This window comes from Streptomyces sp. GL_140, from assembly GCF_057834465.1.
In genome coordinates this window covers 6211453-6234754 of sequence record NZ_CM174404.1, presented here as the reverse complement: position 1 = coordinate 6234754, position 23302 = coordinate 6211453, and the positions used below count along the sequence as shown (strand labels likewise).

General features: G+C 71.2%; 20 protein-coding genes. 8 read left to right on the top strand and 12 right to left on the bottom strand.

The features are described from left to right. Positions 1-84: 84 nt before the first annotated feature. A complete protein-coding gene (locus tag AC3IYJ_RS29455; RefSeq protein WP_489397558.1) occupies positions 85-2424 on the bottom strand; it encodes an ATP/GTP-binding protein in 2340 nt (779 codons plus the stop codon). Positions 2425-2664: 240 nt separating this feature from the next. Here AC3IYJ_RS29455 and gabT point away from each other — a divergent pair, with 240 nt between their 5' ends. Both gabT and AC3IYJ_RS29445 read left to right on the top strand, forming a co-directional pair. Then, positions 2665-3999 (top strand): 4-aminobutyrate--2-oxoglutarate transaminase, encoded by a 1335-nt coding sequence (gene gabT, locus AC3IYJ_RS29450; RefSeq protein WP_489397557.1) that lies wholly within the window; start codon positions 2665-2667, stop codon positions 3997-3999. Between the two features lie 168 nt (positions 4000-4167). After that, positions 4168-5025, top strand: a complete 858-nt coding sequence (locus AC3IYJ_RS29445; protein ID WP_489397556.1) for a phosphatase PAP2 family protein — start codon at positions 4168-4170, stop codon at positions 5023-5025. On the opposite strand, the gene AC3IYJ_RS29440 is transcribed toward AC3IYJ_RS29445, so the two are convergent. The 8 genes from AC3IYJ_RS29440 to AC3IYJ_RS29405 form a co-directional block, all read right to left on the bottom strand. Beyond that, the gene (locus tag AC3IYJ_RS29440) at positions 5010-6857 is read right to left on the bottom strand and encodes a chitinase (protein ID WP_489397555.1); all 1848 of its coding nucleotides are present in this window, start codon (positions 6855-6857) and stop codon (positions 5010-5012) included. The two genes, AC3IYJ_RS29445 and AC3IYJ_RS29440, sit on opposite strands and share 16 nt — an antisense overlap. Before the next feature lie 85 nt (positions 6858-6942). After that, positions 6943-7437 (bottom strand): hypothetical protein, encoded by a 495-nt coding sequence (locus AC3IYJ_RS29435; protein WP_489397554.1) that lies wholly within the window; start codon positions 7435-7437, stop codon positions 6943-6945. Between the two features lie 204 nt (positions 7438-7641). Next, positions 7642-9060, bottom strand: a complete 1419-nt coding sequence (locus AC3IYJ_RS29430; RefSeq protein ID WP_489397553.1) for an NAD(P)/FAD-dependent oxidoreductase — start codon at positions 9058-9060, stop codon at positions 7642-7644. Between the two features lie 42 nt (positions 9061-9102). Beyond that, entirely contained in the window at positions 9103-9909 is an 807-nt protein-coding gene (locus AC3IYJ_RS29425; RefSeq protein ID WP_489397552.1) for an ABC transporter permease, read from the bottom strand. Further along, the gene (locus tag AC3IYJ_RS29420) at positions 9909-10838 is read right to left on the bottom strand and encodes an ABC transporter permease (protein WP_489397551.1); all 930 of its coding nucleotides are present in this window, start codon (positions 10836-10838) and stop codon (positions 9909-9911) included. Before AC3IYJ_RS29420 ends, AC3IYJ_RS29425 begins: the two co-directional genes overlap by 1 nt. Continuing rightward, positions 10835-11986, bottom strand: coding sequence for an ABC transporter ATP-binding protein (locus AC3IYJ_RS29415; protein ID WP_489397550.1), 1152 nt, complete (start codon positions 11984-11986; stop codon positions 10835-10837). Before AC3IYJ_RS29415 ends, AC3IYJ_RS29420 begins: the two co-directional genes overlap by 4 nt. Positions 11987-12062: 76 nt before the next feature. Next, positions 12063-13313 (bottom strand): polyamine ABC transporter substrate-binding protein, encoded by a 1251-nt coding sequence (locus tag AC3IYJ_RS29410; protein ID WP_489397549.1) that lies wholly within the window; start codon positions 13311-13313, stop codon positions 12063-12065. A gap of 52 nt (positions 13314-13365) precedes the next feature. Continuing rightward, positions 13366-14892 (bottom strand): gamma-aminobutyraldehyde dehydrogenase, encoded by a 1527-nt coding sequence (locus AC3IYJ_RS29405; RefSeq protein WP_489402961.1) that lies wholly within the window; start codon positions 14890-14892, stop codon positions 13366-13368. 194 nt (positions 14893-15086) lie between these two features. On the opposite strand from AC3IYJ_RS29405, the gene ybiA reads away from it, so the two are divergent. Further along, positions 15087-15683 carry a riboflavin biosynthesis intermediates N-glycosidase gene (gene ybiA, locus AC3IYJ_RS29400; protein ID WP_489397548.1) on the top strand — a complete coding sequence of 199 codons (597 nt, stop codon included), beginning with the start codon at positions 15087-15089 and terminating at the stop codon, positions 15681-15683. Beyond that, a complete protein-coding gene (locus tag AC3IYJ_RS29395) occupies positions 15680-16120 on the top strand; it encodes an NUDIX domain-containing protein (RefSeq protein WP_489397547.1) in 441 nt (146 codons plus the stop codon). The genes ybiA and AC3IYJ_RS29395 overlap by 4 nt, the downstream gene beginning before the upstream one ends. Positions 16121-16154: 34 nt before the next feature. Here AC3IYJ_RS29395 and AC3IYJ_RS29390 read toward each other — a convergent pair whose 3' ends face one another. Beyond that, positions 16155-17021, bottom strand: a complete 867-nt coding sequence (locus AC3IYJ_RS29390; RefSeq protein WP_489397546.1) for a helix-turn-helix transcriptional regulator — start codon at positions 17019-17021, stop codon at positions 16155-16157. A 152-nt stretch (positions 17022-17173) separates the two neighbouring features. Between AC3IYJ_RS29390 and AC3IYJ_RS29385 the strand changes: the two genes are divergently transcribed. Continuing rightward, the gene (locus AC3IYJ_RS29385) at positions 17174-17935 is read left to right on the top strand and encodes an SDR family oxidoreductase (protein ID WP_489397545.1); all 762 of its coding nucleotides are present in this window, start codon (positions 17174-17176) and stop codon (positions 17933-17935) included. Between the two features lie 472 nt (positions 17936-18407). Beyond that, the gene (locus AC3IYJ_RS29380) at positions 18408-20015 is read left to right on the top strand and encodes a TROVE domain-containing protein (protein WP_489397544.1); all 1608 of its coding nucleotides are present in this window, start codon (positions 18408-18410) and stop codon (positions 20013-20015) included. 104 nt (positions 20016-20119) lie between these two features. Here AC3IYJ_RS29380 and AC3IYJ_RS29375 read toward each other — a convergent pair whose 3' ends face one another. Next, positions 20120-20851 (bottom strand): DUF4190 domain-containing protein, encoded by a 732-nt coding sequence (locus tag AC3IYJ_RS29375; protein WP_489397543.1) that lies wholly within the window; start codon positions 20849-20851, stop codon positions 20120-20122. A 109-nt stretch (positions 20852-20960) separates the two neighbouring features. On the opposite strand from AC3IYJ_RS29375, the gene AC3IYJ_RS29370 reads away from it, so the two are divergent. Next, the gene (locus AC3IYJ_RS29370) at positions 20961-21986 is read left to right on the top strand and encodes an adenosine deaminase (protein WP_489397542.1); all 1026 of its coding nucleotides are present in this window, start codon (positions 20961-20963) and stop codon (positions 21984-21986) included. 27 nt (positions 21987-22013) lie between these two features. Further along, positions 22014-22712 (top strand): glycerophosphodiester phosphodiesterase, encoded by a 699-nt coding sequence (locus AC3IYJ_RS29365; protein ID WP_489397541.1) that lies wholly within the window; start codon positions 22014-22016, stop codon positions 22710-22712. Positions 22713-22757: 45 nt separating this feature from the next. Here the strand turns inward: AC3IYJ_RS29365 and AC3IYJ_RS29360 are convergent, their stop codons facing one another. Beyond that, positions 22758-23222 (bottom strand): hypothetical protein, encoded by a 465-nt coding sequence (locus tag AC3IYJ_RS29360; protein ID WP_489397540.1) that lies wholly within the window; start codon positions 23220-23222, stop codon positions 22758-22760. Positions 23223-23302: the final 80 nt, after the last annotated feature.

Sequence of the window (23302 nt, the reverse complement as noted above, 5' to 3'; positions counted from 1 at the left end):
GATTCTCGCCGTGGAATGCCACTGCGGATTTCGCCGTGCCGTATGAAGGGCTCACATTGAGTGTGCCATCCCGTACGGGTCGGCTCAGCTCTCTCCCCCGAGCCGGACCAGCAGCGGAGCGGCCCGCTCGCCGCGCACGGAGGTCAGGGACAGCACCGCGCACCCGGGCGGCACGGCGTGCGCCAGTTCCGACGCCGACCACCGCTCCCGCTCCACCTGCCGCACGGTCACCGCGTCCGTGGTCACGGCCTTGCCGGTGACCAGTTTGCGGAAGGCGTGGATGGCGCGGGTCAGGGGCTGGTCGGCGAAGACCGTCCGGTGGGTGACGTCGCGGGTCTCCACCCACTCGGTGCCCCAGGTCTCGGCGAACCGCTTGCCGTCCCAGGTGGTGATCCCGGAGAAGGCCATCCGGCAGCCGACGGCCCCGAGCAGCGGGGTGCGCAGGGCTTCCGGTACGTCGTCCAGGGTGCGCAGGGTCAGCAGGACCCCCGCGTTCGCCGAGCGGAGCCGCTGGACGCCGCGCACGGTCTCCGCGGTGAGCGTGTGGGAGGCGTCGTCGAAGGCGAGGAAGGCGAAGAGCGAGCGGTCCGTGCGGGCCGCGGCGGCGGCGTTGAACTGGGCGAGGAGCAGGCGGGCCAGCATGCGGGAGGCATCGGCGTGCCCCCGCTCGGGAAGGTCCACCCGGACCCGGAGCGGGTGTTCCAGGGCGCGCAGCGAGAACGGGCGTCCGGCGCCGGTGGTGTCGAAGAAACCGGCGAAGGCGGGCCGGTCCAGCAGCGCGACCCTGTCGGCGAGGGCCGGTCCCGGGTCGGCGGGCGTGCCGTGCTGGCGCGTGCGGGCGTCGAGTTCGCGGAGCATCGGCTCCTGCCCCGCGGCCTCCAGCGCCTCGCGCAGGGCTGCGATCGCCGCGGGCATGTGGTCGAGGAGTTCCCGCAGCTCGGGCACGGACGGGAAGCGGCCGTAGGCCGCCCGGAACGGCCCGAGGAGCTGGGCGAGCGCCGTCGCGGCGCGGCGTACGTCGACCCCGGGGACGTCACCGACGAACCCCTCCGCGAGGAGGATGGCGGCTTCGTCGGGGTCGGTGGCTCCGCCGTAGAGGTCGAGGTCGTAGACGGAGTCGGGGACGCCGATCCGCACGACCACGTCGTAGGCCTCGTCGGGCCCGAGCCGGGCGCCGGCCGATCCGACGGCGACGACGGCGGCCTGTCCGGCCAGCGCCTGAAGGGCCAGCGACTCGACGACCGGACGGACCAGGCGGGTGGTCTTGCCCGCGCCGGAGGGGCCGATGGCGAGCAGCGAGGTGCCGAGCACCGAGGGGTCGAGGGCGAGGCCGCTGCCGCGGCGGGCGTACGGGTTGCGCTCGCTGTCCTCGACGGTGCCCAGGAGCAGCTGCCGGGCCAGCAGATCGTGCCGGGCGGCGCGCACGGGCAGGTCGCGCGCCCCCGACGGGTGGACGCACGCCCCGGCGCCGTGGGCCCGTACCGCGTCGGCGAAAGCCCGCGTCCGCGAGGGGTCGGCCCGCACGGTCTCCCAGGCGCGCCGGATCCGCGCGTAGTCGACGTCGCCCATCCGCCCGGCCCCGGCCTCCGCCCCGAGCCGGTCGGCCGCCTCCCCGAGCCCGGCGCGCCGGACCTCGGTCCACTCGACGAGGTCTTCGGCGGAAGGGCCCGCCGCCGGGCCGGGAGGCGTGGCGCCCGGCTTCGGCCGGTCCTGCGGCGCGGGCCTGCGGGCCAGCCGGAAGAAGAAGACGACGACCGGCGCCGAGACCACCACGTAGACGAGGTCGGCCACCACCTTGATGGTGCCCGCGCTCATGCTCTCGTAGGGCAGGTGGTCGCTGACGAGTCCCAGGACCGTCAGGGTCCTGGTCCAGATCAGCATCAGCACGAACAGCGCACCGGCGGCGGCGCCCACCGCCCTGGCCCGGGGGCCCCGCACGGCGACGAGCCGCTGGAAGGCCAGGTCCCAGGAGCCCAGTCGGCTGAACCAGAGCACGAGCAGACAGGTCACCAGCAGCATGTAGGCCTGGAGCGCGGCGGTCCCGCGGCCGTCGACCGGTGCACCGCCCAGCTGCCACCAGTCCCGGGGGGTCAGCAGCTTGAGGGGCAGGTCGGTGTACGGAATGTAGTTGTTGGTCAGCAGGGACCAGGCCAGCACGCACGCCAGGAACGAGATGACCACCCCGCTCAGCAGCGCTCCGGTCGTGGCCGGCTCGGCCTCCCCGCCCGTGCGCGGGCGGTGCCCGAACCGCCAGAAGCCCGGTTCCGCCTCCGGGCGGGGGGCGCGCAGCCACTGTTCGAGCGACGGGCCGGTGCTGGGCGCGTACGCGGGCCTGGGCGGGGCCGAGCCCGGCGGCGGCCCGGCCGGCCTGGGTACGTGGTCCGCACGGACCTTCTGCCCGTTGTGCGTGCCGTCGGTGTCCATGAACCCCTGCCCCCTGCCCGATACCGCACTGTGCTGCGGGCTCAATCTAGTGGTCGGCACCGCCCTACGGCCCGCACCCCGTCATGATCCACAAGACACGCGCAGTGTCCTTCCTATGGCCGTCACGGACAAGGACACGCGGGCACCACTCCCGAACGGAGCATGCAGGACCCCGCCCCCCGGGCCTAGCCTGCGGACAAAGACACAAGTGCGTCCGAAAACACCCCCCAGGAGCCCCCTATGACCGCTGTCCCGCAGGAGCGCCGCATCGTCACCGCGATCCCCGGCCCCAAGTCGCAGGAGCTGCAGGCCCGCCGCCTTTCGACGGTGGCCGGTGGCGTGGGCTCCGTGCTCCCCGTCTTCACGGCCCGCGCGGGCGGCGGCATCATCGAGGACGTCGACGGCAACCGCCTGATCGACTTCGGTTCCGGCATCGCCGTGACCTCCGTCGGCGCCTCCGCCGAGGCCGTCGTGCGCCGCGCCTCCGCGCAGCTCGCCGACTTCACCCACACCTGTTTCATGGTGACCCCCTACGAGGGCTACGTGGAGGTCTGCGAGGCCCTCGCCGAGCTCACCCCGGGTGACCACGCGAAGAAGTCGGCCCTGTTCAACTCCGGCGCCGAGGCCGTCGAGAACGCCGTCAAGATCGCCCGTTCGTACACCAAGCGCCAGGCCGTCGTCGTCTTCGACCACGGCTACCACGGCCGTACGAACCTCACGATGGCGCTGACCTCGAAGAACATGCCGTACAAGCAGGGCTTCGGTCCGTTCGCCCCCGAGGTCTACCGCGTCCCGGTCGCCTACGGCTACCGCTGGCCGACCGGCGCCGAGAACTGCGGCCCCGAGGCCGCCGCCCAGGCGATCGACCAGATCAGCAAGCAGATCGGCGCCGACAACGTCGCCGCGATCATCATCGAGCCGGTCCTCGGCGAGGGCGGCTTCATCGAGCCGGCCAAGGGCTTCCTCCCGGCGATCGTGAAGTTCGCCAACGACAACGGCATCGTCTTCGTCGCCGACGAGATCCAGTCCGGCTTCTGCCGCACCGGCCAGTGGTTCGCGTGCGAGGACGAGGGCATCGTCCCCGACCTGATCACCACGGCCAAGGGCATCGCGGGCGGCCTGCCGCTCGCCGCCGTCACCGGCCGCGCCGAGATGATGGACTCCGTGCACGGCGGCGGTCTGGGCGGCACCTACGGCGGCAACCCGGTGGCGTGCGCCGGTGCGCTCGGTTCCATCGAGACCATGAAGGAGCTCGACCTCAACGCCGCGGCGAAGAAGATCGAGTCGGTCATGAAGGCCCGCCTCACGGCCATGCAGGAGAAGTACGACATCATCGGCGACATCCGCGGCCGCGGCGCCATGATCGCGATCGAGCTCGTCAAGGACCCGGCCTCCAAGACCCCGTTCCCGGAGGCGGCCGGCGCGCTCGCCAAGGCCTGCCACGCCGAGGGCGTGCTCGTCCTCACCTGCGGCACCTACGGCAACGTGCTCCGCTTCCTCCCGCCGATCGTCATCGGCGAGGACCTGCTGAACGAGGGCCTGGACATCATCGAGGCCGCGTTCGCGGCCCTCTGATCGAACCGGTCGGATCGAACGTCTGACGGGCCCGGTAGAACGCACGGGCCCGATGCTCGATCACTACCGCGGGTAACGGTCGGGCGCTGTGAAGAACGTGTGGGGGGCCGATGGCGGGAGCGTTTTCCTGCTGTCGGTCCCCCTTCCGCTGCCGTACGGTTTCTGCAGATGAGTGAGACACAGCGCCCGCGGGAAACCGAGGGCGATACCAGTACCGGGCTTCCCCAGCGCCGCACTGGTCATGCGTTCGCGCACACTCCTCTCCGATCGGACAGCCGTACGCCCCAAACCCCCCGGGGCGCACGGCAACCCGGTCCGGCCGGCCGTCCCGGAACCACCCCCCCTGTTCCGGGACGGCCGGCCACTCTCCTGCGCCGGGCCCTCGCCGCCTTCACGGCCCCGACCCCCCGCGCACTCGCCGCGCTCTGCGCGCTCTGCTTCGCGCTCTTCGCGCTGATCACCTGGCAGGTCCTCGTATCGGGGCCCCTGCTGACCCTGGACGCCGACCTCAGCCGCGTGCTGGTGCGCACCGTCCCGGACGAGGTCACCCAGCGCCTCTCCGACCTCGGCAACGTCCCGGTCGCGGTGCCCGTCCTGGTCTTCGCGGTCGTCTACGCCGCCCGGCGCGGCAACCGCCTGGGCGCCACGGCCGGGGCGCTGGCCATGACCCTGGTCCCGGCCCTGGTCGTCCCGCTGAAGGAATGGACCGGCCGTCCGGGTCCCCTGGAGCCGTGGGCCGCCGGCTACTACCCCTCGGGCCACACGGCGACCGCCTTCGTGGCCTACACGGCCGCGGCCGTCCTGGTGACCCCGTACCTGCGCGTGCGCTGGCCCCTCCCGCTGGCCGCCGCCCTCACCGCCCTGACGGCCGCGGGCCTGATCCTGCGCGGCTACCACTGGCCCCTGGACGTCCTTGCCAGCCTCCTGATGTGCACCCCCCTCCTGCTCGGGGTGCACCGGGCCGTGACCCTCGGAGGGCGCGGCCCGGCCACCGTCGGCTCCGGGGCCGGTCAGCCGCCGAAGTAGGCGTCGAAGTTCTTCGAGAACTCCCAGTTGCCGAAGCGGTCCCAGTTGACCGACCAGGTCATCAGGCCGCGCAGCCCCGGCCAGGTGCCGTGGGTCTGGTAGCTGCCACAGGTCGTGCCCGCCTTCTTCGTGAGGCAGTCCAGGGCCTTGGTGACCTCCGCCGGGGAGGTGTAGCCGTTGCCCGCGTTGGTCGTGGCCGGCAGGCCGATGGCGATCTGGTCCGGGCGCAGCGGCGGGAAGACGCGGGCCGTGTCGCCAGCGACCGGGAAGCCGGTGAGCAGCATGTCGGTCATGGCGATGTGGAAGTCGGCGCCGCCCATGGAGTGGTACTGGTTGTCGAGGCCCATGATCGAGCCCGAGTTGTAGTCCTGGACGTGGAGCAGGGTCAGGTCGTCGCGCAGGGCGTGGATGACCGGGAGGTACGCGCCCGCGCGCGGGTCCTGGCCGCCCCAGGGGCCGGAGCCGTAGTACTGGTAGCCGAGCTGGACGAAGAAGGTCTCGGGGGCCATGGTCAGGACGAAGTCCGGTCCGTACTTGGCCTTGAGGGTCTTCACGGCGGAGATGAGGTTGACGATCACCGGGGTGGTGGGGGCGCGGAAGTCGGTGTCCCCGGTCGCCAGGGAGAGGGAGTGGCCCTCGAAGTCGATGTCGAGGCCGTTGAGCCCGTACTCGTCGATGATCTTGCTGACGGAGGAGACGAAGGTGTCGCGGGCCGCGGTGGTGGCCAGCTGGACCTGGCCGTTCTGGCCACCGATCGAGATCAGGACCTTCTTGCCCGCGGCCTGCTTGGCCTTGATGGCCGCCTTGAACTCCGCGGCCGATTCCACGGTCGGGCATTCGCCGACCGGGCAGAGCTGGAAGCGGATGTCGCCCGAGGTGACCGAAGTCGGCTCGCCGAAGGCCAGGTTGATCACGTCCCACGAGGCGGGCACGTCGGCCATCCGGACATAGCCCGAGCCGTTGGCGAAGCTGGCGTGCAGGTAGCCGACGAGGGCGTGTGCGGGCAGGCCGGGGTTGCCCGGGTTGCCGCCGCCGTCACTCGGGGTGGTCACCGTCGCGGCGGCGCTCTTCGGGGACTCCCCGGCCGCGTTGACCGCGCTGACCTGGAAGGAGTAGCCGGTGGCCGGGGTGAGGCCGGTGACCGTCGTGGACGTGCCGGTGACGGTGGTCGGGTTCGCTCCGTCCCGGTAGACCCGGTAGGAGGTGGCGCCGGGCACGGCCGCCCAGGAGAGGGCGACCGTCGCCGAGGAGGGGGCGGACGCCGTGAGGCCGGTGGGGGCGGCCGGGGGCTGGGGCTGACCGGGGCCGGAGCCGCCGGGGTCGGGGCCGACGAGGGTGACGTCGTCGGTGAACTGCGGGGGCTGGCCGTACCAGCCCTGCGTGTACACGGTCACGGAGGTGGTGGCCGCGCCGGTACGGAAGCTCGTGCTCAGTTGCTTCCAGGCACCCGGGGTCTGGGTCCAGGTCTGCACGTCCGTGGTCCCGGTGCCGGTGGCGCCGAGATAGACGTAGGCGCCCTGCACCCAGGCGCTGAGGGTGTAGGCGGAGTCGGGCTTGACGGTGACGGTCTGGGAACAGCGGGCGTTGTCCTGCCCGGCCGGGGCGCCCTTGAGGGCGGAACTCCCGCCATGGACGGGGGTGCTGACGACTGCTCCGCTGCCGGCCGAGCAGGTCCAGCCGTCGAGTCCGGCTTCGAAGCCGCCGTTGCGGACGAGGTCGGCGTCCGCGGCCGCGGCCGACGGGCCGATGGCGAGGAGTCCGGCCGCCGCGAGGGCGGCGGCCGAGAGGAGGGACAGGGCCGTTCTTGCGAGGGCACCTCTTGCTGTGCGCACAACTGCCTCCGGTGCATGGGGGGATGGAGCCAGGCCACAGGTGATGGAGTGGGCGCGCCCAAGATGGTCCAGACCAATGTTCTTGTCAAGGCTTCCGGTCCCCCCGCCCCGCACTCCCCTGCCGCACGCCCTCCTGCCCCACGGCGCGGGCCGCCGCCTCGTGCATCGCGAGCTCCAGCACCACCGGATCGGTGAGCGTGCCCAGCCCGTCCGGGACCACCAGCCAGCGGACCCCGCCCGTGGCCCGGCCGGGATACGGGACCACGATCCAGCTCCCGCGCCCCGCTCCCCGTACACCCGTCCCGATCCAGCGGGACGCCGTGCCGGGGGGCACGAAAAAGCCCAGCCGGGTGTCACCGAAGTCGGCGAGCACCGGGCCGGGCCGTTCCAGCAGGAGCTCCAGCACGTCGAGGGTGGCGCGTCCCAGCTCCCCCGGCAGGATCAGCACGTCCCAGCGCCGGCCGGCGGGCAGCAGGGTGACACCGAGGGGGTTGCGCTCCCACTCCCATCGGCAGGCGTCCGGATCGGGCGCCACCGAGACCAGCCATTCCACTGCCACCTTGTCCCCCGGGATCGTCATCGCCCGGCCTCCGCTCTCTTGGTTGCGGTGAAGGTTCTCCACCGGAGAGAGCAGGGCCGGGCTGGAATATGACGCGGGTTCCGCCACTCCATGGCAGTGAGGTGGGTCACAGGTCGAACGGGTTTGCGCGCCCCGGGCGCGTATCCGTCGCTTACCCGATCAACACACCGGCGGGTGGAGGGGCGAGCCCGCCGGGACGACCGCTCAGCTGTCGAAGCCGAGGCCGAAGCGGTCCAGGGTCTTCAGCCACAGGTTCCGGTGGCCGCCCATGCGGTCCGCCCGCGCCAGCGACCACTTGGTCAGCGTGATCCCGGTCCACGCGAAGGGCTCCGGCGGGAACGGCATCGGCTTGGAGCGGACCATCTCCAGCTCCGTGCGCTCGGTCCGCTCCCCCGCCAGGAGGTCCAGCATCACGTCGGCGCCGAAGCGGGTGGCGCCTACGCCGAGCCCGGTGAAGCCGGCCGCGTAGGCCACCTTGCCCGCGTGCGCGGTGCCGAAGAAGGCCGAGAAGCGGGAGCAGGTGTCGATCGCCCCGCCCCAGGCGTGGCTGAATTTCAGCCCTTCCAGCTGCGGGAAGCAGGTGAAGAAGTGCTCGGCGAGTTTGAGATAGGTCTCGGGCCGGTGGTCGTGGTCGGCGTCGAGCTTGCCGCCGAACGGGTAGATCGCGTCGTATCCGCCCCACAGGATCCGCCGGTCGGGGGTGATCCGGAAGTAGTGGAACTGGTTGGCGCTGTCGCCGAGCCCCTGCCGGTTCTTCCAGCCGATCGAGGCCAGCTGCTCCTCGGTGAGCTGCTCGGTCATCAGGGCGTAGTCGTAGACCGGGACCGTCAGCGGGCGCACCCGCTTGACCAGCGAGGGGAAGATGTTGGTGCCCAGCGCCACCCGTCGGGCGAAGATCCGCCCGTACGGGGTGCGCACGGCCATCCCGTCCCCCGAGCCGGCCAGGTCCAGCCCGCGCGTGTTCTCGTAGATCCGCACGCCCAGGCCCATGCAGGCCTCCTTGAGGCCCCAGGCGAGCTTCGCCGGGTTGAGCATGGCGACGCCGTCGCGGTCCCAGATCCCGCCGAGGAAGGTCGGGGAGTCGACCTCGGCGCGCAGGGCGTCGCGATCCAGCCACTGCGAGTTGCCCGCGAGGCCCAGTTTCTCGGCCTCCTCGTGCATCTCGCGCAGTTCCTCGACCTGGTGCGGCTCGGTGGCCACGTCGATCTCGCCGCTGCGCTCGAAGTCGCAGTCGATGCCGTAGCGGGCGACGGCCTCCTCGATGGCGTCGAGGTTGCGGGCGCCGAGCTCCTCCAGCTTCGCCAGCTCGTCCGGCCAGCGGGCCATCCCGTTGGCGAGGCCGTGGGTGAGGGAAGCGGCGCAGAAGCCGCCGTTGCGGCCCGAGGCGGCCCAGCCCGCCTCGTGGCCCTCGATCAGTACGACGTCCCGTGCGGGGTCGCGCTCCTTGGCGAGCAGCGCGGTCCACAGGCCGCTGTATCCGCCGCCGATGACGAGGAGGTCGCAGTGCTCGTCTCCGGTGAGGGCCGGCTGTGCGGCGGGCTTGCCGGGGTCGTCCAGCCAGTACGAGACGGGCTTCGCTTCGGAAAGTGATCGTGCAGCGGTGCGCATGGCGTCTGGGGCCATGTCTTCCAACTCCCTACAGGTGTTGCTTGGGCTGTACAGGTGCTACTTGGGCTGTGCCTTCTTGCGGCGGTTGCCGATCATCTGACCGGCGAGGACCACCAGCACCGCGATGACGAACATCGCCGTGCCGATGACGTTGATCTGTACAGGCGTACCGCGCTGGGCCGATCCCCACACGAACATGGGGAAGGTGACGGTGTTGCCCGAGTTGAAGTTGGTGATGATGAAGTCGTCGAACGAGAGCGCGAACGAGAGCAGGGCGCCCGCCGCGATGCCCGGGGCCGCGATCGGCAGGGTGACCCGCAGGAACGTCTGCACGGGGCCGGCGTAGAGGTCGCGGGCGGCCTCTTCCAGGCGGGGGTCCATGGACAGGACACGGGCCTTGACGGCAGCGACGACGAAGCTGAGGCAGAACATGACGTGGGCGATCAGGATCGTCCAGAAGCCCAGCTGGATGCCCATGTTGAGGAAGAGGGCGAGCAGGGACGCCGCCATCACGATCTCGGGCATGGCCATCGGCAGGAAGATCAGCGAGTTGACCGCGGCGCGTCCCCGGAAGCGGTAGCGGACCATCGCGAAGGCGATGGCGGTGCCCAGGACGGTCGCGCCGATCGTGGCCCACACGGCGATCTGGAGGGACAGGGAGAGGGAATCGCACATGTCGGCGACTCCGCAGGGGTCCTTCCAGGCGTCGAGCGAGAACTCCTGCCAGGCGTAGTTGAACCGCCCGGTGGGGTTGTTGAAGGAGAAGACCGTGACGACGACGTTCGGCAGGATCATGTACGCGAGCGTGCCGAGTCCCGCGATCACGACGAGATTGCGGCGGAGCCAGGTGGTGGCGCTCTTCATCAGACCAGGTCCTCCGTTCCCGCTCGGCGGATGTAGATGGTGACCATGATCAGCACGATGGCCATGAGGATGAAGGACAGCGCGGCCGCCGTCGGGTAGTCCAGGATGCGCAGGTACTGCGACTGGATGACGTTGCCGATCATCCGGGTGTCCGTGGAGCCGAGCAGTTCGGCGTTGACGTAGTCGCCGCTCGCCGGGATGAAGGTGAGCAGGGTTCCGGAGACCACGCCCGGCATGGAGAGCGGGAAGGTCACCTTGCGGAAGACCGTGGCGGGTCGGGCGTACAGGTCCCCGGCCGCCTCGTGGAGGCGGGTGTCGATGCGCTCCAGCGAGGTGTAGAGCGGCAGGATCATGAAGGGGAGGAAGTTGTACGTCAGACCGCAGACGACCGCCATCGGCGTGGCGAGGACGCGGTCGCCCTCGGTCATGCCGAGCCAGCTGGTGACGTCCAGGACGCCGAGCTTGTTCAGGACGCCGACCACCGGGCCGCCGTCGGCCAGGATCGTCTTCCAGGCCAGGGTGCGGATCAGGAAGCTGGTGAAGAACGGGGCGATGACCAGCACGAGAAGAAGGTTTCGCCAGCGGCCCGCCTTGAAGGCGATCAGGTAGGCCAGCGGGTACCCGAGCAGCAGGCACAGGGCCGTCGCGGTGCCCGCGTAGAGCAGCGAGCGCAGGAACTGCGGGTAGTACTCGGTGAAGGCGTCCCAGTAGGTCTGGAAGTGCCAGGTGACCTTGAACCCCTCTTCGAGGGAGCCGGTCTGCACCGAGGTGGAGGCCTGGTAGACCATCGGCAGCACGAAGAAGACGACCAGCCACAGGATGCCGGGGAGCAGCAGCCAGTACGGGATCAGGCGCTTCTTCAGGGACGGCTTGTGGACCGGGGGTTCGGCCGCGGCGGGCGCCTGGGGCGGCGCGGCGGTGGCACTCACGCGGACTCCTCGACCGTCTCGATGCCCGCGTCGATGTCCTGGGCGGCGTCGAGGCCGAAGGTGTGCTCCGGGTTCCAGTGCAGGATCACGTCGGCGCCGGGGACCAGGCGGGCGTCGCGCTCGATGTTCTGGACGTACACCTCCAGCTCCGGGCAGACCTGGCTGTCGATGACGAACTGGGTGGAGACACCGATGAAGGAGGAGTCGGCGATCTTGCCCGCGACCTTGTTGCGGCCGGCCGCGATGGTGTCCTCCTCGTCCGCGTGGACCAGCGAGATCTTCTCCGGGCGCACCCCGACCAGCAGCTTGCCGCCGGCGCGGGGTGTGGTCGAACATCGCGCCGCCGGGACGCGCAGCTTCGTACCCGCCGAGCTCACCATGACGTCGGCCCCGCCGGCTTCCAGGACCTCGGCCTCGATGAGGTTGGAGGTGCCGAGGAAGTTCGCCACGAAGGTCGTCTTCGGGTTCTCGTACAGCTCGGCGGGGGCGCCCAGCTGCTCGACGCGGCCGCCGTTCATCACTGCCACGGTGTCGGCCATGGTCATGGCCTCCTCCTGGTCGTGCGTGACGTGCACGAAGGTGATGCCGACCTCGGTCTGGATGCGCTTGAGCTCCAGCTGCATCTGGCGGCGCAGCTTGAGGTCGAGGGCGCCGAGCGGCTCGTCGAGCAGGAGGACCTGCGGGTGGTTGATGAGCGCGCGGGCGACGGCGACACGCTGCTGCTGGCCGCCGGAGAGCTGGTGCGGCTTGCGCTGGGCGAACTGGCCGAGCTGGACCAGCTCCAGCATGTCGTCGACCTGCTTCTTGACGGACTTGATGCCGCGGCGGCGCAGCCCGAAGGCGATGTTCTCGGAGACGTCCAGGTGCGGGAAGAGCGCGTAGCTCTGGAAGACCGTGTTGACCGGGCGCTTGTACGGCGGCAGGTTCGTGACCTCGCGGTCGCCGAGGCTGACGGTGCCGGTGGAGGGCTCCTCCAGGCCGGCGATCATGCGCAGGGTGGTGGTCTTCCCGCAGCCCGAGGCGCCGAGGAGGGCGAAGAAGGAGCCCTGCGGGATGGTGAGATCGAGCGGATGCACGGCGGTGAAGGATCCGTAGTGCTTGCTGATCCCGGCGAGGCGGACGTCGCCGCCCGCGGTCTTGTCAGTCATGGGCCTGGGCCTTCGGTGGTGTGTCGTGGAAGGGGCAGGTGCCGGTACGGGTGCCGGTGGGGGGCGGCGGGACCCGTCAGGCTCCGATGAGCTTGGCGAACTTCTCCTCGTACGCCGTCTCTTCCTCGCTGGTGAGCGAGCGGAAGGCGTGCGACTTGGCGGACATCGCCTTGTCGGGGACGATCAGGACGTTGTCCGCGAGCGCCGGATCGATCTTGGCCAGCTCGTCCTTGACGCCCTCGACGGGGCAGACGTAGCTGATGAACGCGGCCAGCTGGGCGGCCACCGCGGGCTCGTAGTAGTAGTCGATGAGCTTCTCCGCGTTGGCCTTGTGCCGGGCCTTGACGGGGACCAGCAGGTTGTCGCTGGAGGTGATGTAGCCGGGCGCCGGGATCGCGTACTGGATGTCCGGGTTGCCGGCCTGGAGCTGGATGACGTCGCCGGCCCAGGCCAGGCAGGCTGCGAGGTCGCCCTTGTCGAGGTCCGCGGTGTAGTCGTTGCCGGTGAAGCGGCGGATCTGCTTCTTGTCCACGCCCTTCTGGAGCCGGCCGATCGCCTCGTCGAAGTCGGCGTCCGTGAAGGTCGCAGGGTCCTTGCCCTGGTCGATCAGGGTCATGCCGACGCTGTCGCGCATCTCGGTGAGGAAGCCGACGCGGCCCTTGAGGGAGGGGTCGTCGAGCAGCTGGGTGACCGAGTCGACCTTCTTCCCGCCGGTGGCCTTGGTGTTGTAGGCGATGACGGTGTCGATGCCGGTCCAGGGATAGCTGTGCGCTCGGCCCGGGTCCCAGTCGGGGTTGCGGAACTGCGGGATCAGGTTCGCGTAGGCGTGCGGCAGGTTGGACGGGTCCAGCTTCTGCGCCCAGCCCAGGCGGATGATGCGCGAGGCCAGCCAGTCGGTGACGACGATCAGGTCACGGCCGGTGTCCTGACCGGCCGCGAGCTGCGGCTTGATCTTGCCGAAGAACTCGACGTTGTCGTTGATGTCCTCGGTGTACTTGACCGTGATCCCGGTCCGCTTGGTGAACTCCTCCAGCGTGGGACGCGACTTCTGGTCCTCGCTGGTGTCCATGTACTCGGTCCAGTTGGAGAAGTTGATCTCCTTCTCCTGTGCCGAGTGGTCGTCGGAGGCCGCGGCGGCCCCGCCCTCGCGTTTGGCCGGCGGGATGCCGCAGCCGGCGAGGGTGGAGAGGCCGCCGAGGGTGAGCGCTCCGACTCCGGAGGCGCGCAGCAGCGAACGGCGGGTGAGGGCGCCGCGCCCGCTGGTGAGGCTGCGTCGCATCGCTGCGAGTTGCGGCGCCGAGAGGCGGTCGGGCTCGAACTGCTCCATGGGAGGTGCCCTTTCGGGATGGGTGCGATGCCGCTGGTCCGGCGGCTGGTTTTTATCGGTCCCCGAAGATCGTGCGGTGCCAGTCCTTCGCCGCCACCGCGGTGTTGTCAAACATCACGTGCTTGACCTGCGTGTACTCCTCGAAGGAGTACACGCTCATGTCCTTTCCGAAGCCGCTCGCCTTGTAGCCCCCGTGCGGCATCTCGCTGATGATCGGAATGTGGTCATTGACCCAGACGCAGCCCGCCTTGAGCTCGCGGGTGGCGCGGTTGGCCCGGTACAGGTCGCGGGTCCAGGCTGAGGCGGCGAGACCGTAGGGGGTGTCGTTGGCCAGCGCGATGCCCTCGTCGTCGGTGTCGAAGGGCAGCACGACCAGGACCGGCCCGAAGATCTCCGACTGGACCACCTCGCTGTCCTGGGCGGCGCCGGCGATCAGGGTGGGCCGGTAGTAGGCGCCGTCCGCGAACTCCCCGCCGGGGATCTCGCCGCCGGTGACGACCGTGGCGTAGCCGCGGGCGCGCTCGACGAAACCGGCGACCCGGTCGCGCTGGGCGTGCGAGACCAGCGGGCCGAGGTCGGTGGCCGGGTCGAAGGGGTCGCCGACCCGGACGGTGTCCATCAGCTCGGCCACCCGCGCGACGAAGGCGTCGTGGAGCGGGCGCTGCACGTAGGCGCGGGTGGCGGCGGTGCAGTCCTGGCCGGTGTTGATGAGGGAGGCGGCCACCGCGCCGTTCGCGGCGGCCTCCAGGTCGGCGTCGTCGAAGACGACGAAGGGGGCCTTGCCGCCGAGCTCCAGGTGGAGCCGCTTGACGGTGGCGGTGGCGATCTCGGCGACCCGCTTGCCGATGGCGGTGGAGCCGGTGAAGGAGGTCATGACCACGTCCGGGTGGCCGACCAGGTGCTCGCCCGCGTCCCGGCCCGCGCCGGTGACGATGTTGACCACGCCGTCGGGCAGGCCCGCCTCCTTGGCCGCCTGGGCGAACATCAGGGAGGTCAGCGGGGTGAGCTCGGCCGGCTTGAGCACGATGGTGTTGCCCGCGGCGATGGCCGGGAGGATCTTCCAGGCGGCCATCTGGAGCGGATAGTTCCAGGGTGCGATGGAGCCCACGACCCCGATCGCCTCGCGGCGCACGTACGAGGTGTGGTCCCCGGAGTACTCCCCGGCGGCCTGCCCCTGGAGGTGGCGTGCGGCCCCCGCGAAGAACGCCGTGTTGTCGATGGTCCCCGGCACGTCGAACTCGGTCGACAGCTTGACCGGCTTGCCGCACTGCAGGGACTCGGCGTACGCGAACTCCTCGGCCCGCTCGGCCAGTACGGCGGCCAGCCGGTGCAGCGCGTCGGAGCGCTCGCCGGGGGTGGCGCCGGACCAGCCGGGGAAGGCCCGCTTGGCCGCGGCGACGGCCGCGTCCACGTCCGCGGTGGAGGCCAGCTCGTAGGTGAGCACCTCCTCGCCCGTCGCGGGGTCGACCACCGTGTGTGACCGTCCTGAGGTGCCGGGCCGCAGCTGCCCGTCGATGTACTGCGCGCCTTCGGCGAAGCGGTCCTTGACCTGGACCTTGACCTGGAAGCGGTTGCCCATCACGCTCTCACGCTCTCCGTAGCTACAGTTCGAGCTACAGCTCGAATTGAGTGCCGATCCTGGCAGAGGTGTACCCCTCGGCCAAGTGATTCCGTTGTTGCCTTTTGATTACGCGACGGAATCGGTCGACCATGTGTCGAGGCGCGCCCGAAATCCCGTACGAAGTGTCAGTGGCGGGTGCAAGACTCGCGTGCATGGAGATGATCGACGAACTGATCGGGCAGGTCAGCCGGGGTAAGCGGGTGAAGTTCCTGCCGTTCTGGGGACACCGTCCGCGACCCGACGGGAGGCTCGGCGAGAGCTGCCTGAGCCAGTGGTGGCCGTCCGCGTTCACCGTGGGTGACATCCGGTACGCCACCGCCGAGCACTGGATGATGGCCGGAAAGGCACGGCTCTTCGGGGACGCCGAGGCGGAGCGGGCGGCGCTGGAGGCGAAGAGTCCGGCGGCCGCGAAGAAGGCCGGAAGGCTCGTGCGCGGCTTCGACGACGCGATATGGGAGCGGGAGCGGTTCGCCCTGGTGGTGGCGGGCAGCGTGCACAAGTTCGGCTCCGACCCCGCGCTGAAGGCGTACCTGCTGGGCACCGGGAGCCGGGTGCTGGTCGAGGCCAGCCCGATGGACCGGATCTGGGGCATCGGACTGGCGGCCGACGACGACCGCGCGCTGGACCCGGCCCGCTGGCGGGGGCTGAACCTGCTGGGCTTCGCGCTGATGGAGGCCCGCGAGCGGCTCCGGGCACCGGACGGGGCCGAAGCGGGGACCGGGACAGGGGCCGGGGCGGAGCAGCCGTGACGGGCGGGGCCCGCGTGCCGGCCGAGGACCGGCGCCGGGTGGCCGCGGTGATCATCCGGGACGGCTGCGTGCTGATGGTCCGGGAGCGCGGCAGGGGGGCCACGGGGCGGCACGACGGGCCGGAGTACTGGACCCTGCCCGGCGGCGGCCTCCAGGACGGGGAGCACCCCGAGGACGCCGTCCGGCGCGAGGTCGCCGAGGAGACGGGACTGCGCGCGCTGGACGTGCGCTTCGCCCACGAGGCTCCGTACCCCTCGGGCTGGACCTCCTGCTACCGCGTGGAGGTCGCGGACGGGGAGCCGGTGCTGGGCGTGGATCCGGACATGGAGTGCGACTGCCCCCGGATGGTGGGGCTGATCTGGGTACCGCTGTCCCGGGGGACCGGTGCCGGCGAGGTCGTCATGGTGCCGACGCTGCTGATGCCCGCCACGGTCTGAAGCGGGCCGGGCGGGCCAGGACATCTCTTTCGGACTAGGAAGCCGGAGCGGCCGTGAGGACCGGGGCTGCCTCGGGGGGTGCGTTTTCGGCCAGAGCGGCGAGGCGGCGGGCCGTCTCGGAGCCGGGGCGGGGGCTGTAGACGACCAGCAGCTGGTCGGGTTCTCCCGGCAGCGCGAGGGTTTCGTAGGGGAGCTCCAGGAGGCCCGCCACCGGATGGTTGATGATCTTGACCCCGTGCGACTTCTGCTTGACCGGGTGGCCCGCCCACAGCCGGCGGAACTCCTCGCTGCGCGCCGACAGCTCCCGCGTGAGCTCCTCCAGCACCGGGTCGCCCGGGTGCTGCCCCGCGTCCAGGCGCAGATGGCCGACCGTCTCCTCGGCGATCTGTGCCCACTGCGGGTACAGCGCGCGCGTGGCCGGGTCCAGGAAGACCTGACGGGCGATGTTGCGGGAGCCCTCGGGCACTGCTGAGTGGCCGCTGACGGCGTCCGCGAGGGCGTTCCAGGCCAGGACGTCCATCCGGCGGCCCAGGACGAAGGCCGGAGCCGCTCCGCCGACCGCCTCCAGCAGCAGCCGCACACCGGCCCGTACCTCCTGGACCGCGCCCGGCACCGCTCCGGGGGCCGGGGCCGCGGGGCGGGCCACGGCACGCAGGTGCGCCCGCTCCGTGGGGTCCAGCCGGAGCACGCGGGCGATCGCGTCGAGCACGGCGTCCGAGACGCTGGGGCCCCGGCCCTGCTCCAGGCGGATGTAGTAGTCGACGCTGACCCCGGCGAGCTGCGCGACCTCCTCGCGCCGCAGGCCGGGCACGCGGCGGCGGCCGTGATCGGGCAGGCCCACCTCGTGGGGCTGGATGCGGGCGCGGCGCGAGCGCAGGAAGTCTCCGATGTCCCCGGTCATGGATTTCATCCTATCGGCGGGCCGCTGCCCAGCCTGGTACTGGCAGTCCCAGGAAGAGCGGAGCCCTGGGTGGGCGCGGGCCGCGCCCACAGGCTGGTTCTCACCACCAGACGCCGCCGGGAAGCCGGGGCCGATACGAAGGAGCCTCAGCCATGTCGTACGAATCCCTCCGGGGCCGCACCGCCGTCATCACCGGAGCCGCCGGCGGAATGGGCGCCGCGACCGCGGTGCTCCTCGCCCGGCACGGCGTCCGGGTGGCGCTCCTCGCCCGCCGCAGGGAGCGACTGGAGGAGCTGGCCGACAAGATCCGGGCCGACGGCGGCCGGGCCCTCGTCGCCGGCGCCGATGTCACCGATCAGGACTCGGTGGACTCCGCGGTCCGGCTCGTCCACGCGGAGTTCGGCGCGGTGGACCTCGTGGTCAACGCGGCCGGTGTCATGCTCCCCAACCCGGTCGAGGACGGCCGCGCCGACGAATGGCAGCGGATGCTGGACACCAATGTGACCGGGGCGCTGCGCGTCATCCGCGCCTTCACCCCGGACCTGCTGGCCCGCGCGGCCGAGGGCGCCACCGCCGACCTGGTGAACATCTCCTCCATCGGCGCGCACGTCACCTTCCCCAACTACGCCGTCTACGGCGCCACGAAGGCCGCGCTGACCCACCTCTCCCATTCGCTGCGCACCGAACTCGGCCCGCGCCGGGTGCGGGTGACGAACATCGAACCGGGGCTGACCGACACCGAGCTGGGCCACCACATCGACAACCCGGAGTTGTCGCGGCAGCTGTCCGGGATGTTCGAGGCGATCGGCCCGCTCGCGGCCCAGGACGTGGCGGACCTGATCGCGTACACCGCGAGCCGCCCCCGGCACGTCAATCTGAGCCAGCTGGTGGTCCTGCCCACCGCCCAGGCATAGCGCGGGAACAGCCCTCTAAATACGTGGCGGGCCTCGAACACCGCCTCATAGGATCAGAAGCGTCCAGGTGCGGAGGCGAGACCTACTTCCACTGTTAATGGGGCGGCCGCGGGTTCGAGTCCCGCCATCGGCTTCGGGCCGGTGTAGCTCAGTTGGTAGAGCACCTTTGTGGTTTCGCCGAACTCGATCTCTGGACAACTGCGTCACGCACCTCCCGGTGCGCGGGCAGCGGCTACTTCCTCCAAAGAAATCACGCCGCCGCCACTTCTTTCTCGGGAGGCACACGCGTGGAATACCCGGTGCGCAGGCAACGGATACTTCGGATCAGCGGGTCGCGGGTTCAAATCCCGCCCGGCCACGGCCGGTAGCTCAGAGGTTGGAGCAGCTGACTTCTTCCGTCGCCGACCCTCGATCTCGGGCATTCCACGCGTCACGCCTTCCCCCAATGCCCAATGAATTCGGGGGAATTCTCATGTCCCGCTTCAACCTGCGCCGACGCGCGGCGCCAGCGCCCGCCGCTCCGGCTTCTCCGGCCTCTCCGGTCCGTTCCACCGGGGCCCGCGCCCGCAACCACCACGGCAGCCCCGGCTTCGTCCGCGATCCGCGCTCCGAGCTCTTCCTGCTGGCCGTCTCCAACTTCGTGACGCAGCAGACCGCTTACGAGGCCGGCGAGGCCCGGGACGACCGGTTCGCCGCGCTCGTGCGCACCCTCGCCGTCGAGGATCCCGAGTGGACTGCGGGTCTGCTCGGCTGGCTCCGCGGCGACGGCAACATGCGTACCGCCTCGCTCGTCGGCGCCGCCGAGTACGTCAAGGCGCGGCTGGACGCCGGAGCGACCGGCGGGCCCTCGAACCGGCAGGTCGTGGACTGCGTACTGCGGCGCCCCGACGAGCCCGGCGAACTGCTCGCGTACTGGACGGCCACCTACGGGCGCAACGTGCCCAAGCCCGTCAAGCGCGGGATCGCCGACGCCGTACGCCGCCTCTACTCCGCGGCCTCGCTGCTGAAGTACGACACCGCGTCCAAGGACTACCGCTTCGGGGACGTCCTCAACCTGGTGCACGCCTCCCCCGACCCGGCCAAGCCCTGGCAGGGCGAGCTGTTCCGCCACGCCCTCGACCGCCGGCACAGCCCGGAGACCGCCGAGGTCCCTGCGGACAACCGCACGCTCGTCGCGCACCGGACCCTGATGGAGCTGCCGGTGGCGGAGCGCCGGGATGTGATCACCTCCGCCGACGGAGCCGAGCGGCTCGCCGCGGCGGGCATGACGTGGGAGGCCCTGGCCGGCTGGCTGCAGGGGCCGATGGACGCGGCCGCCTGGGAGGCGGTCATCCCGTCCATGGGTGCGATGGCGCTGCTGCGCAACCTGCGCAACTTCGACCAGGCCGGGGTCTCGGACGAGGTCGCCGCGCAGGTGGCGGCCAAGATCTCCGACCCGCAGACCGTCGCCCGGTCCCGGCAGTTCCCCTTCCGCTACCTGGCCGCCTACCAGCACGCGCCCTCACTGCGCTGGGCGTACCCGCTGGAGCAGGCCCTGGGGCACTCGATGGCCAACGTGCCGACGCTGCCCGGCCGGACCCTGATCCTGGTGGACCGATCCGGGTCGATGTGGTCGCCGCTTTCGGACCGCTCGCAGCTGAACCGGGCGGACGCGGCGGCGGTCTTCGGGACGGCGCTGGCCCTGCGCGCCGAGGAGGCGAGGCTCGTGCAGTTCGGCACCGGCAGCAAGGAAGTCGCGTACAGCCGGGGCGAGTCGGTGCTGAAGGTGCTGGAGCGGTACGAGGATCTCGGCGGCACGAACACGGCGCAGGCCGTGCGCACGCACTACGCGGGGCACGACCGGGTGCTGATCATCACCGACGAGCAGGCCACCTACACATACGGCGGGGACCCGACCGCCCTGGTCCCGGACACCGTCCCGGTGTACACGTGGAACCTGGCCGGATACCGGGTGGGCCACGCGCCCTCCGGGTCGGCGAACCGGCACACCTTCGGCGGGCTCACCGACGCGGCCTTCCGCATGGTGTCCCTGATCGAGGACGGCCGGGACGCCGCGTGGCCGTGGGCGGACGCCGCCTGACGGGGCGGCCCAGCCGGGTACGGCGACGGGGTCGGACCGGAGCAGTGACGCTCCCGGTCCGGCCCCGTCGCCGTACATCCGTGCACCCGTGGGCCTCCGGCGGCTCAGCCCCGGTAGACGACCTTGGTGTTCGAGTAGTTCGTCGAGTAGTCCGAGTCGCTGCCGGACCCCGATTCCCCGTACATGATGCCGAAGACGGCGAGTGCGATGAACAGGCAGCTGACCACGATGCCGACGGTGCCCGTGATGATGCCGGCCAGCGCCATGCCGTCGTTGTCGGCTTCACCGCGCTTGGCCTTGCCGCGGCCCAGCACGCCGAAGATGACGGCCGGGATCCCGAAGAGGATGCCGCCGTAGCAGCTGATCACGGCGATGATCCCGAGCACGAGCGCGGTGACGCCGAAACCGTTGCTCTTGTGCGCGTACCCCGGATATCCGGGGTAGCCCTGGTATCCGGGGTAGCCGGGCTGACCCGGGTACGGGGCCTGCGGCGCGGCCGGCGGGGCGGGATAGCCGTAGCCCCCGGGATCCGGCTGGGCCGGGTAGCCGTAGCCGCCGGAGGCGGGCGGCGCCGGATATCCGTAGGCGGGCGGCGGACCGGGCGCGGGCTGCGGCGTCTGCGCGGGCCCGAACGCGGGCGGAGCGGCCGCCGGCGGCTGGCCGGCCCCCGGCGCGTCCTGCGGTGCGTCGGCGCCCGGCATCCCCGCGATGGTCTGCTGGTCGTGGACCCCGGGCGCGCCCGGCGTACCCGGTGAGGCCTGCTGTTTGCCCAGCTCGACCGCGGGCCGCTCCGGCGGCGCCCACGGGTCTCGCGACTCGGGGCTTTGTTCGGTCATACGGCACCCCCCTCTCGTACAGCCATGCTAAGCGGTGCCCAGGACACCCCCGTCCTTCCCTACGATGAAGCCAGTTCCGTCCGCACCACTCCCTCCCGGAGGCACCCTCATGCCCGACCTGCACCCCTTCATCGCGGGGCTGCCCAAGGCCGAACTGCACGTCCACCACGTCGGGTCGGCCTCGCCCCTCATCGTGGCCGAACTCGCCTCCCGGCACCCCGACTCGAAGGTCCCCACGGACCCCGAGGCCCTCGCCGACTACTTCACCTTCACCGACTTCGCGCACTTCATCGAGGTCTACCTCTCCGTCGTGGACCTCGTCCGCACCCCCGACGACGTACGCCACCTCACCTTCGAGGTTGCCCGGGACATGGCCCGGCAGAACATCCGGTACGCCGAACTCACCGTCACCCCGTACTCCTCCACCCGCCGCGGCATCGACGAGAAGGCCTTCATGGCCGCCATCGAGGACGCCCGCAAGGCCGCCGAGGCCGAACTCGGCGTCATCCTGCGCTGGTGCTTCGACATCCCCGGCGAGGCCGGGCTGGAGGCCGCCGCCGAGACCGCGCGTCTCGCGGTCGACCTGCGCCCCGAGGGCCTGGTCTCCTTCGGGCTCGGCGGCCCGGAGATCGGCGTACCGCGCCCGCAGTTCAAGCCGTACTTCGACGCCGCCCGCGCCGCCGGCCTGCACAGCGTGCCGCACGCCGGCGAGACCACCGGCCCCGGAACCATCTGGGACGCGATCCGCGAGCTGGGCGCCGAGCGCATCGGCCACGGCACCAGCGCCACCCAGGACCCCGAGCTGCTCGCCTACCTCGCCGAGCACCGCATCGCGCTGGAGGTCTGCCCGACCTCCAACATCGCCACCCGCGCCGTGACCGACCTGGACCTCCACCCGGTCAAGGAGATGGTGGCGGCCGGTGTGCTCGTCACCATCAACAGCGACGACCCGCCGATGTTCGGCTCCGATCTCAACAACGAGTACGCGGTGGCCGCCCGGCTGCTGGACCTCGACGAACTCGGCCTCGCGCAGCTGGCGAAGAACGCCGTGGAGGCCTCGTTCCTGGACCCGGCGGGCAAGGCGAAGCTCACCGCCGAGATCGACACGTACACCTCCGCCTGGCTGGCGCCCTGACGGCTGCGCACACCTCTGGCCGCAAGAATGGGGCGCATGCGCACCCTGACTGCCGTAGGCCACCGCGGGGATCCCTACCGCGTCCGCGAGAACACCCTCGCCTCGATCCGCTCCGCGTTCACCCGCGGGGCGGACGCGGTGGAGATCGACGTACGGACGACCCGCGACGGGGTCCCCGTACTGCTCCACGACGAGAGCCTCCAGCGGTTGTGGGGTCATGACGTGCGGCTCGACGCCGTCACGGCCCCACAGCTCAAGGAGCTGACGCAGGGCGGGATTCCGACCCTGCGCGACGCCCTGATGGCCGCGGGCGCGGGCCGCGTCATGATCGACCTGCCGGGCGCGAGCGCGGAGACCGTTCGGACGGTCTTGGGCCAGGTCCGCGAATGCGGGGCGCGCGACCGTACGTACTACTGCGCGGGCCCGGACACCATGCTGGCGGTCCGCGCCGCCGATCCGGGCGCCGAGCTCGCACTGACCTGGACCACGCTCTCGCCGCCGCGCCGGATCCTGATCGACGCGGTGGCCCCGACCTGGCTCAACTACCGTTTCGGGCTGGTCGGACGGGAACTGGTGGACGCCCTGCACCGCGACGGCCTGCTGGTGTCGGCCTGGACCCCGGACACCAAGCGGTCGATGCGCGCGCTGATCGCGGCGGGGGCCGACTCGATCACCACGAACCGGGTGGACGTGCTGGGAGCCGTACGGGCCGGGCTCGGCCGGTGACGCGCGCGGCCGGGCACCGCGACGGCGGCCTTCGCCGAGCGGCCGTCAGGCAGGCATCGCTTCCAGCCGCTTGATCATGCGCCGCAGGAGCAGCAGGGGGATCACCCCGAAGACGCCGAACGACATGTCGATGACGCTCCACCAGAAGGGGATCCCGCGGATCGGGCCGCAGATCAGGGCCAGCGGTATCACTCCGAGGCAGGCGATCATGCCGGCTTCGACGATCCAGACGTTGCGGACGGGGTCGCGGTGGACTCCGTAGAAGAAGACCGCGATCACCAGGTGGGCGAAGGCGAGCCAGTCGGTGCCGTAGAGGAGGAAGGGGTAGTCGCGGTCGGCCCGGTCCAGCCCGTCGCCCACGCGGCGCAGCCAGTCGTGGGAGAGCAGGGAGTTGACCCAGTGGAGCTCGTTCACCAGGGGGAAGGCCGTGATCCCGCTGAGGACGAGGCAGACGACGAACAGGACCAGCCAGGCACGGATACGCCGCTCAAGGGCGTTTCTCTCGCTCATGGGGTCAGCGTACGCAGGTTTCTGAACACGTTCAGCAGAAGTGCTGAACGTGTTCAGTCCTGTGGCCGGACCGTGATCGT

Coding starts and splice junctions, on each gene's coding strand:
- AC3IYJ_RS29455 (WP_489397558.1), bottom strand. CDS start 2,424: ATGGACACCGACGGCACGCACAACGGGCAGAAGGTCCGTGCGGACCAC.
- gabT (WP_489397557.1), top strand. CDS start 2,665: ATGACCGCTGTCCCGCAGGAGCGCCGCATCGTCACCGCGATCCCCGGC.
- AC3IYJ_RS29445 (WP_489397556.1), top strand. CDS start 4,168: ATGAGTGAGACACAGCGCCCGCGGGAAACCGAGGGCGATACCAGTACC.
- AC3IYJ_RS29435 (WP_489397554.1), bottom strand. CDS start 7,437: ATGACGATCCCGGGGGACAAGGTGGCAGTGGAATGGCTGGTCTCGGTG.
- AC3IYJ_RS29430 (WP_489397553.1), bottom strand. CDS start 9,060: ATGGCCCCAGACGCCATGCGCACCGCTGCACGATCACTTTCCGAAGCG.
- AC3IYJ_RS29425 (WP_489397552.1), bottom strand. CDS start 9,909: ATGAAGAGCGCCACCACCTGGCTCCGCCGCAATCTCGTCGTGATCGCG.
- AC3IYJ_RS29415 (WP_489397550.1), bottom strand. CDS start 11,986: ATGACTGACAAGACCGCGGGCGGCGACGTCCGCCTCGCCGGGATCAGC.
- AC3IYJ_RS29410 (WP_489397549.1), bottom strand. CDS start 13,313: ATGGAGCAGTTCGAGCCCGACCGCCTCTCGGCGCCGCAACTCGCAGCG.
- AC3IYJ_RS29405 (WP_489402961.1), bottom strand. CDS start 14,892: ATGGGCAACCGCTTCCAGGTCAAGGTCCAGGTCAAGGACCGCTTCGCC.
- ybiA (WP_489397548.1), top strand. CDS start 15,087: ATGGAGATGATCGACGAACTGATCGGGCAGGTCAGCCGGGGTAAGCGG.
- AC3IYJ_RS29390 (WP_489397546.1), bottom strand. CDS start 17,021: ATGACCGGGGACATCGGAGACTTCCTGCGCTCGCGCCGCGCCCGCATC.
- AC3IYJ_RS29385 (WP_489397545.1), top strand. CDS start 17,174: ATGTCGTACGAATCCCTCCGGGGCCGCACCGCCGTCATCACCGGAGCC.
- AC3IYJ_RS29380 (WP_489397544.1), top strand. CDS start 18,408: ATGTCCCGCTTCAACCTGCGCCGACGCGCGGCGCCAGCGCCCGCCGCT.
- AC3IYJ_RS29375 (WP_489397543.1), bottom strand. CDS start 20,851: ATGACCGAACAAAGCCCCGAGTCGCGAGACCCGTGGGCGCCGCCGGAG.
- AC3IYJ_RS29370 (WP_489397542.1), top strand. CDS start 20,961: ATGCCCGACCTGCACCCCTTCATCGCGGGGCTGCCCAAGGCCGAACTG.
- AC3IYJ_RS29365 (WP_489397541.1), top strand. CDS start 22,014: ATGGGGCGCATGCGCACCCTGACTGCCGTAGGCCACCGCGGGGATCCC.
- AC3IYJ_RS29360 (WP_489397540.1), bottom strand. CDS start 23,222: ATGAGCGAGAGAAACGCCCTTGAGCGGCGTATCCGTGCCTGGCTGGTC.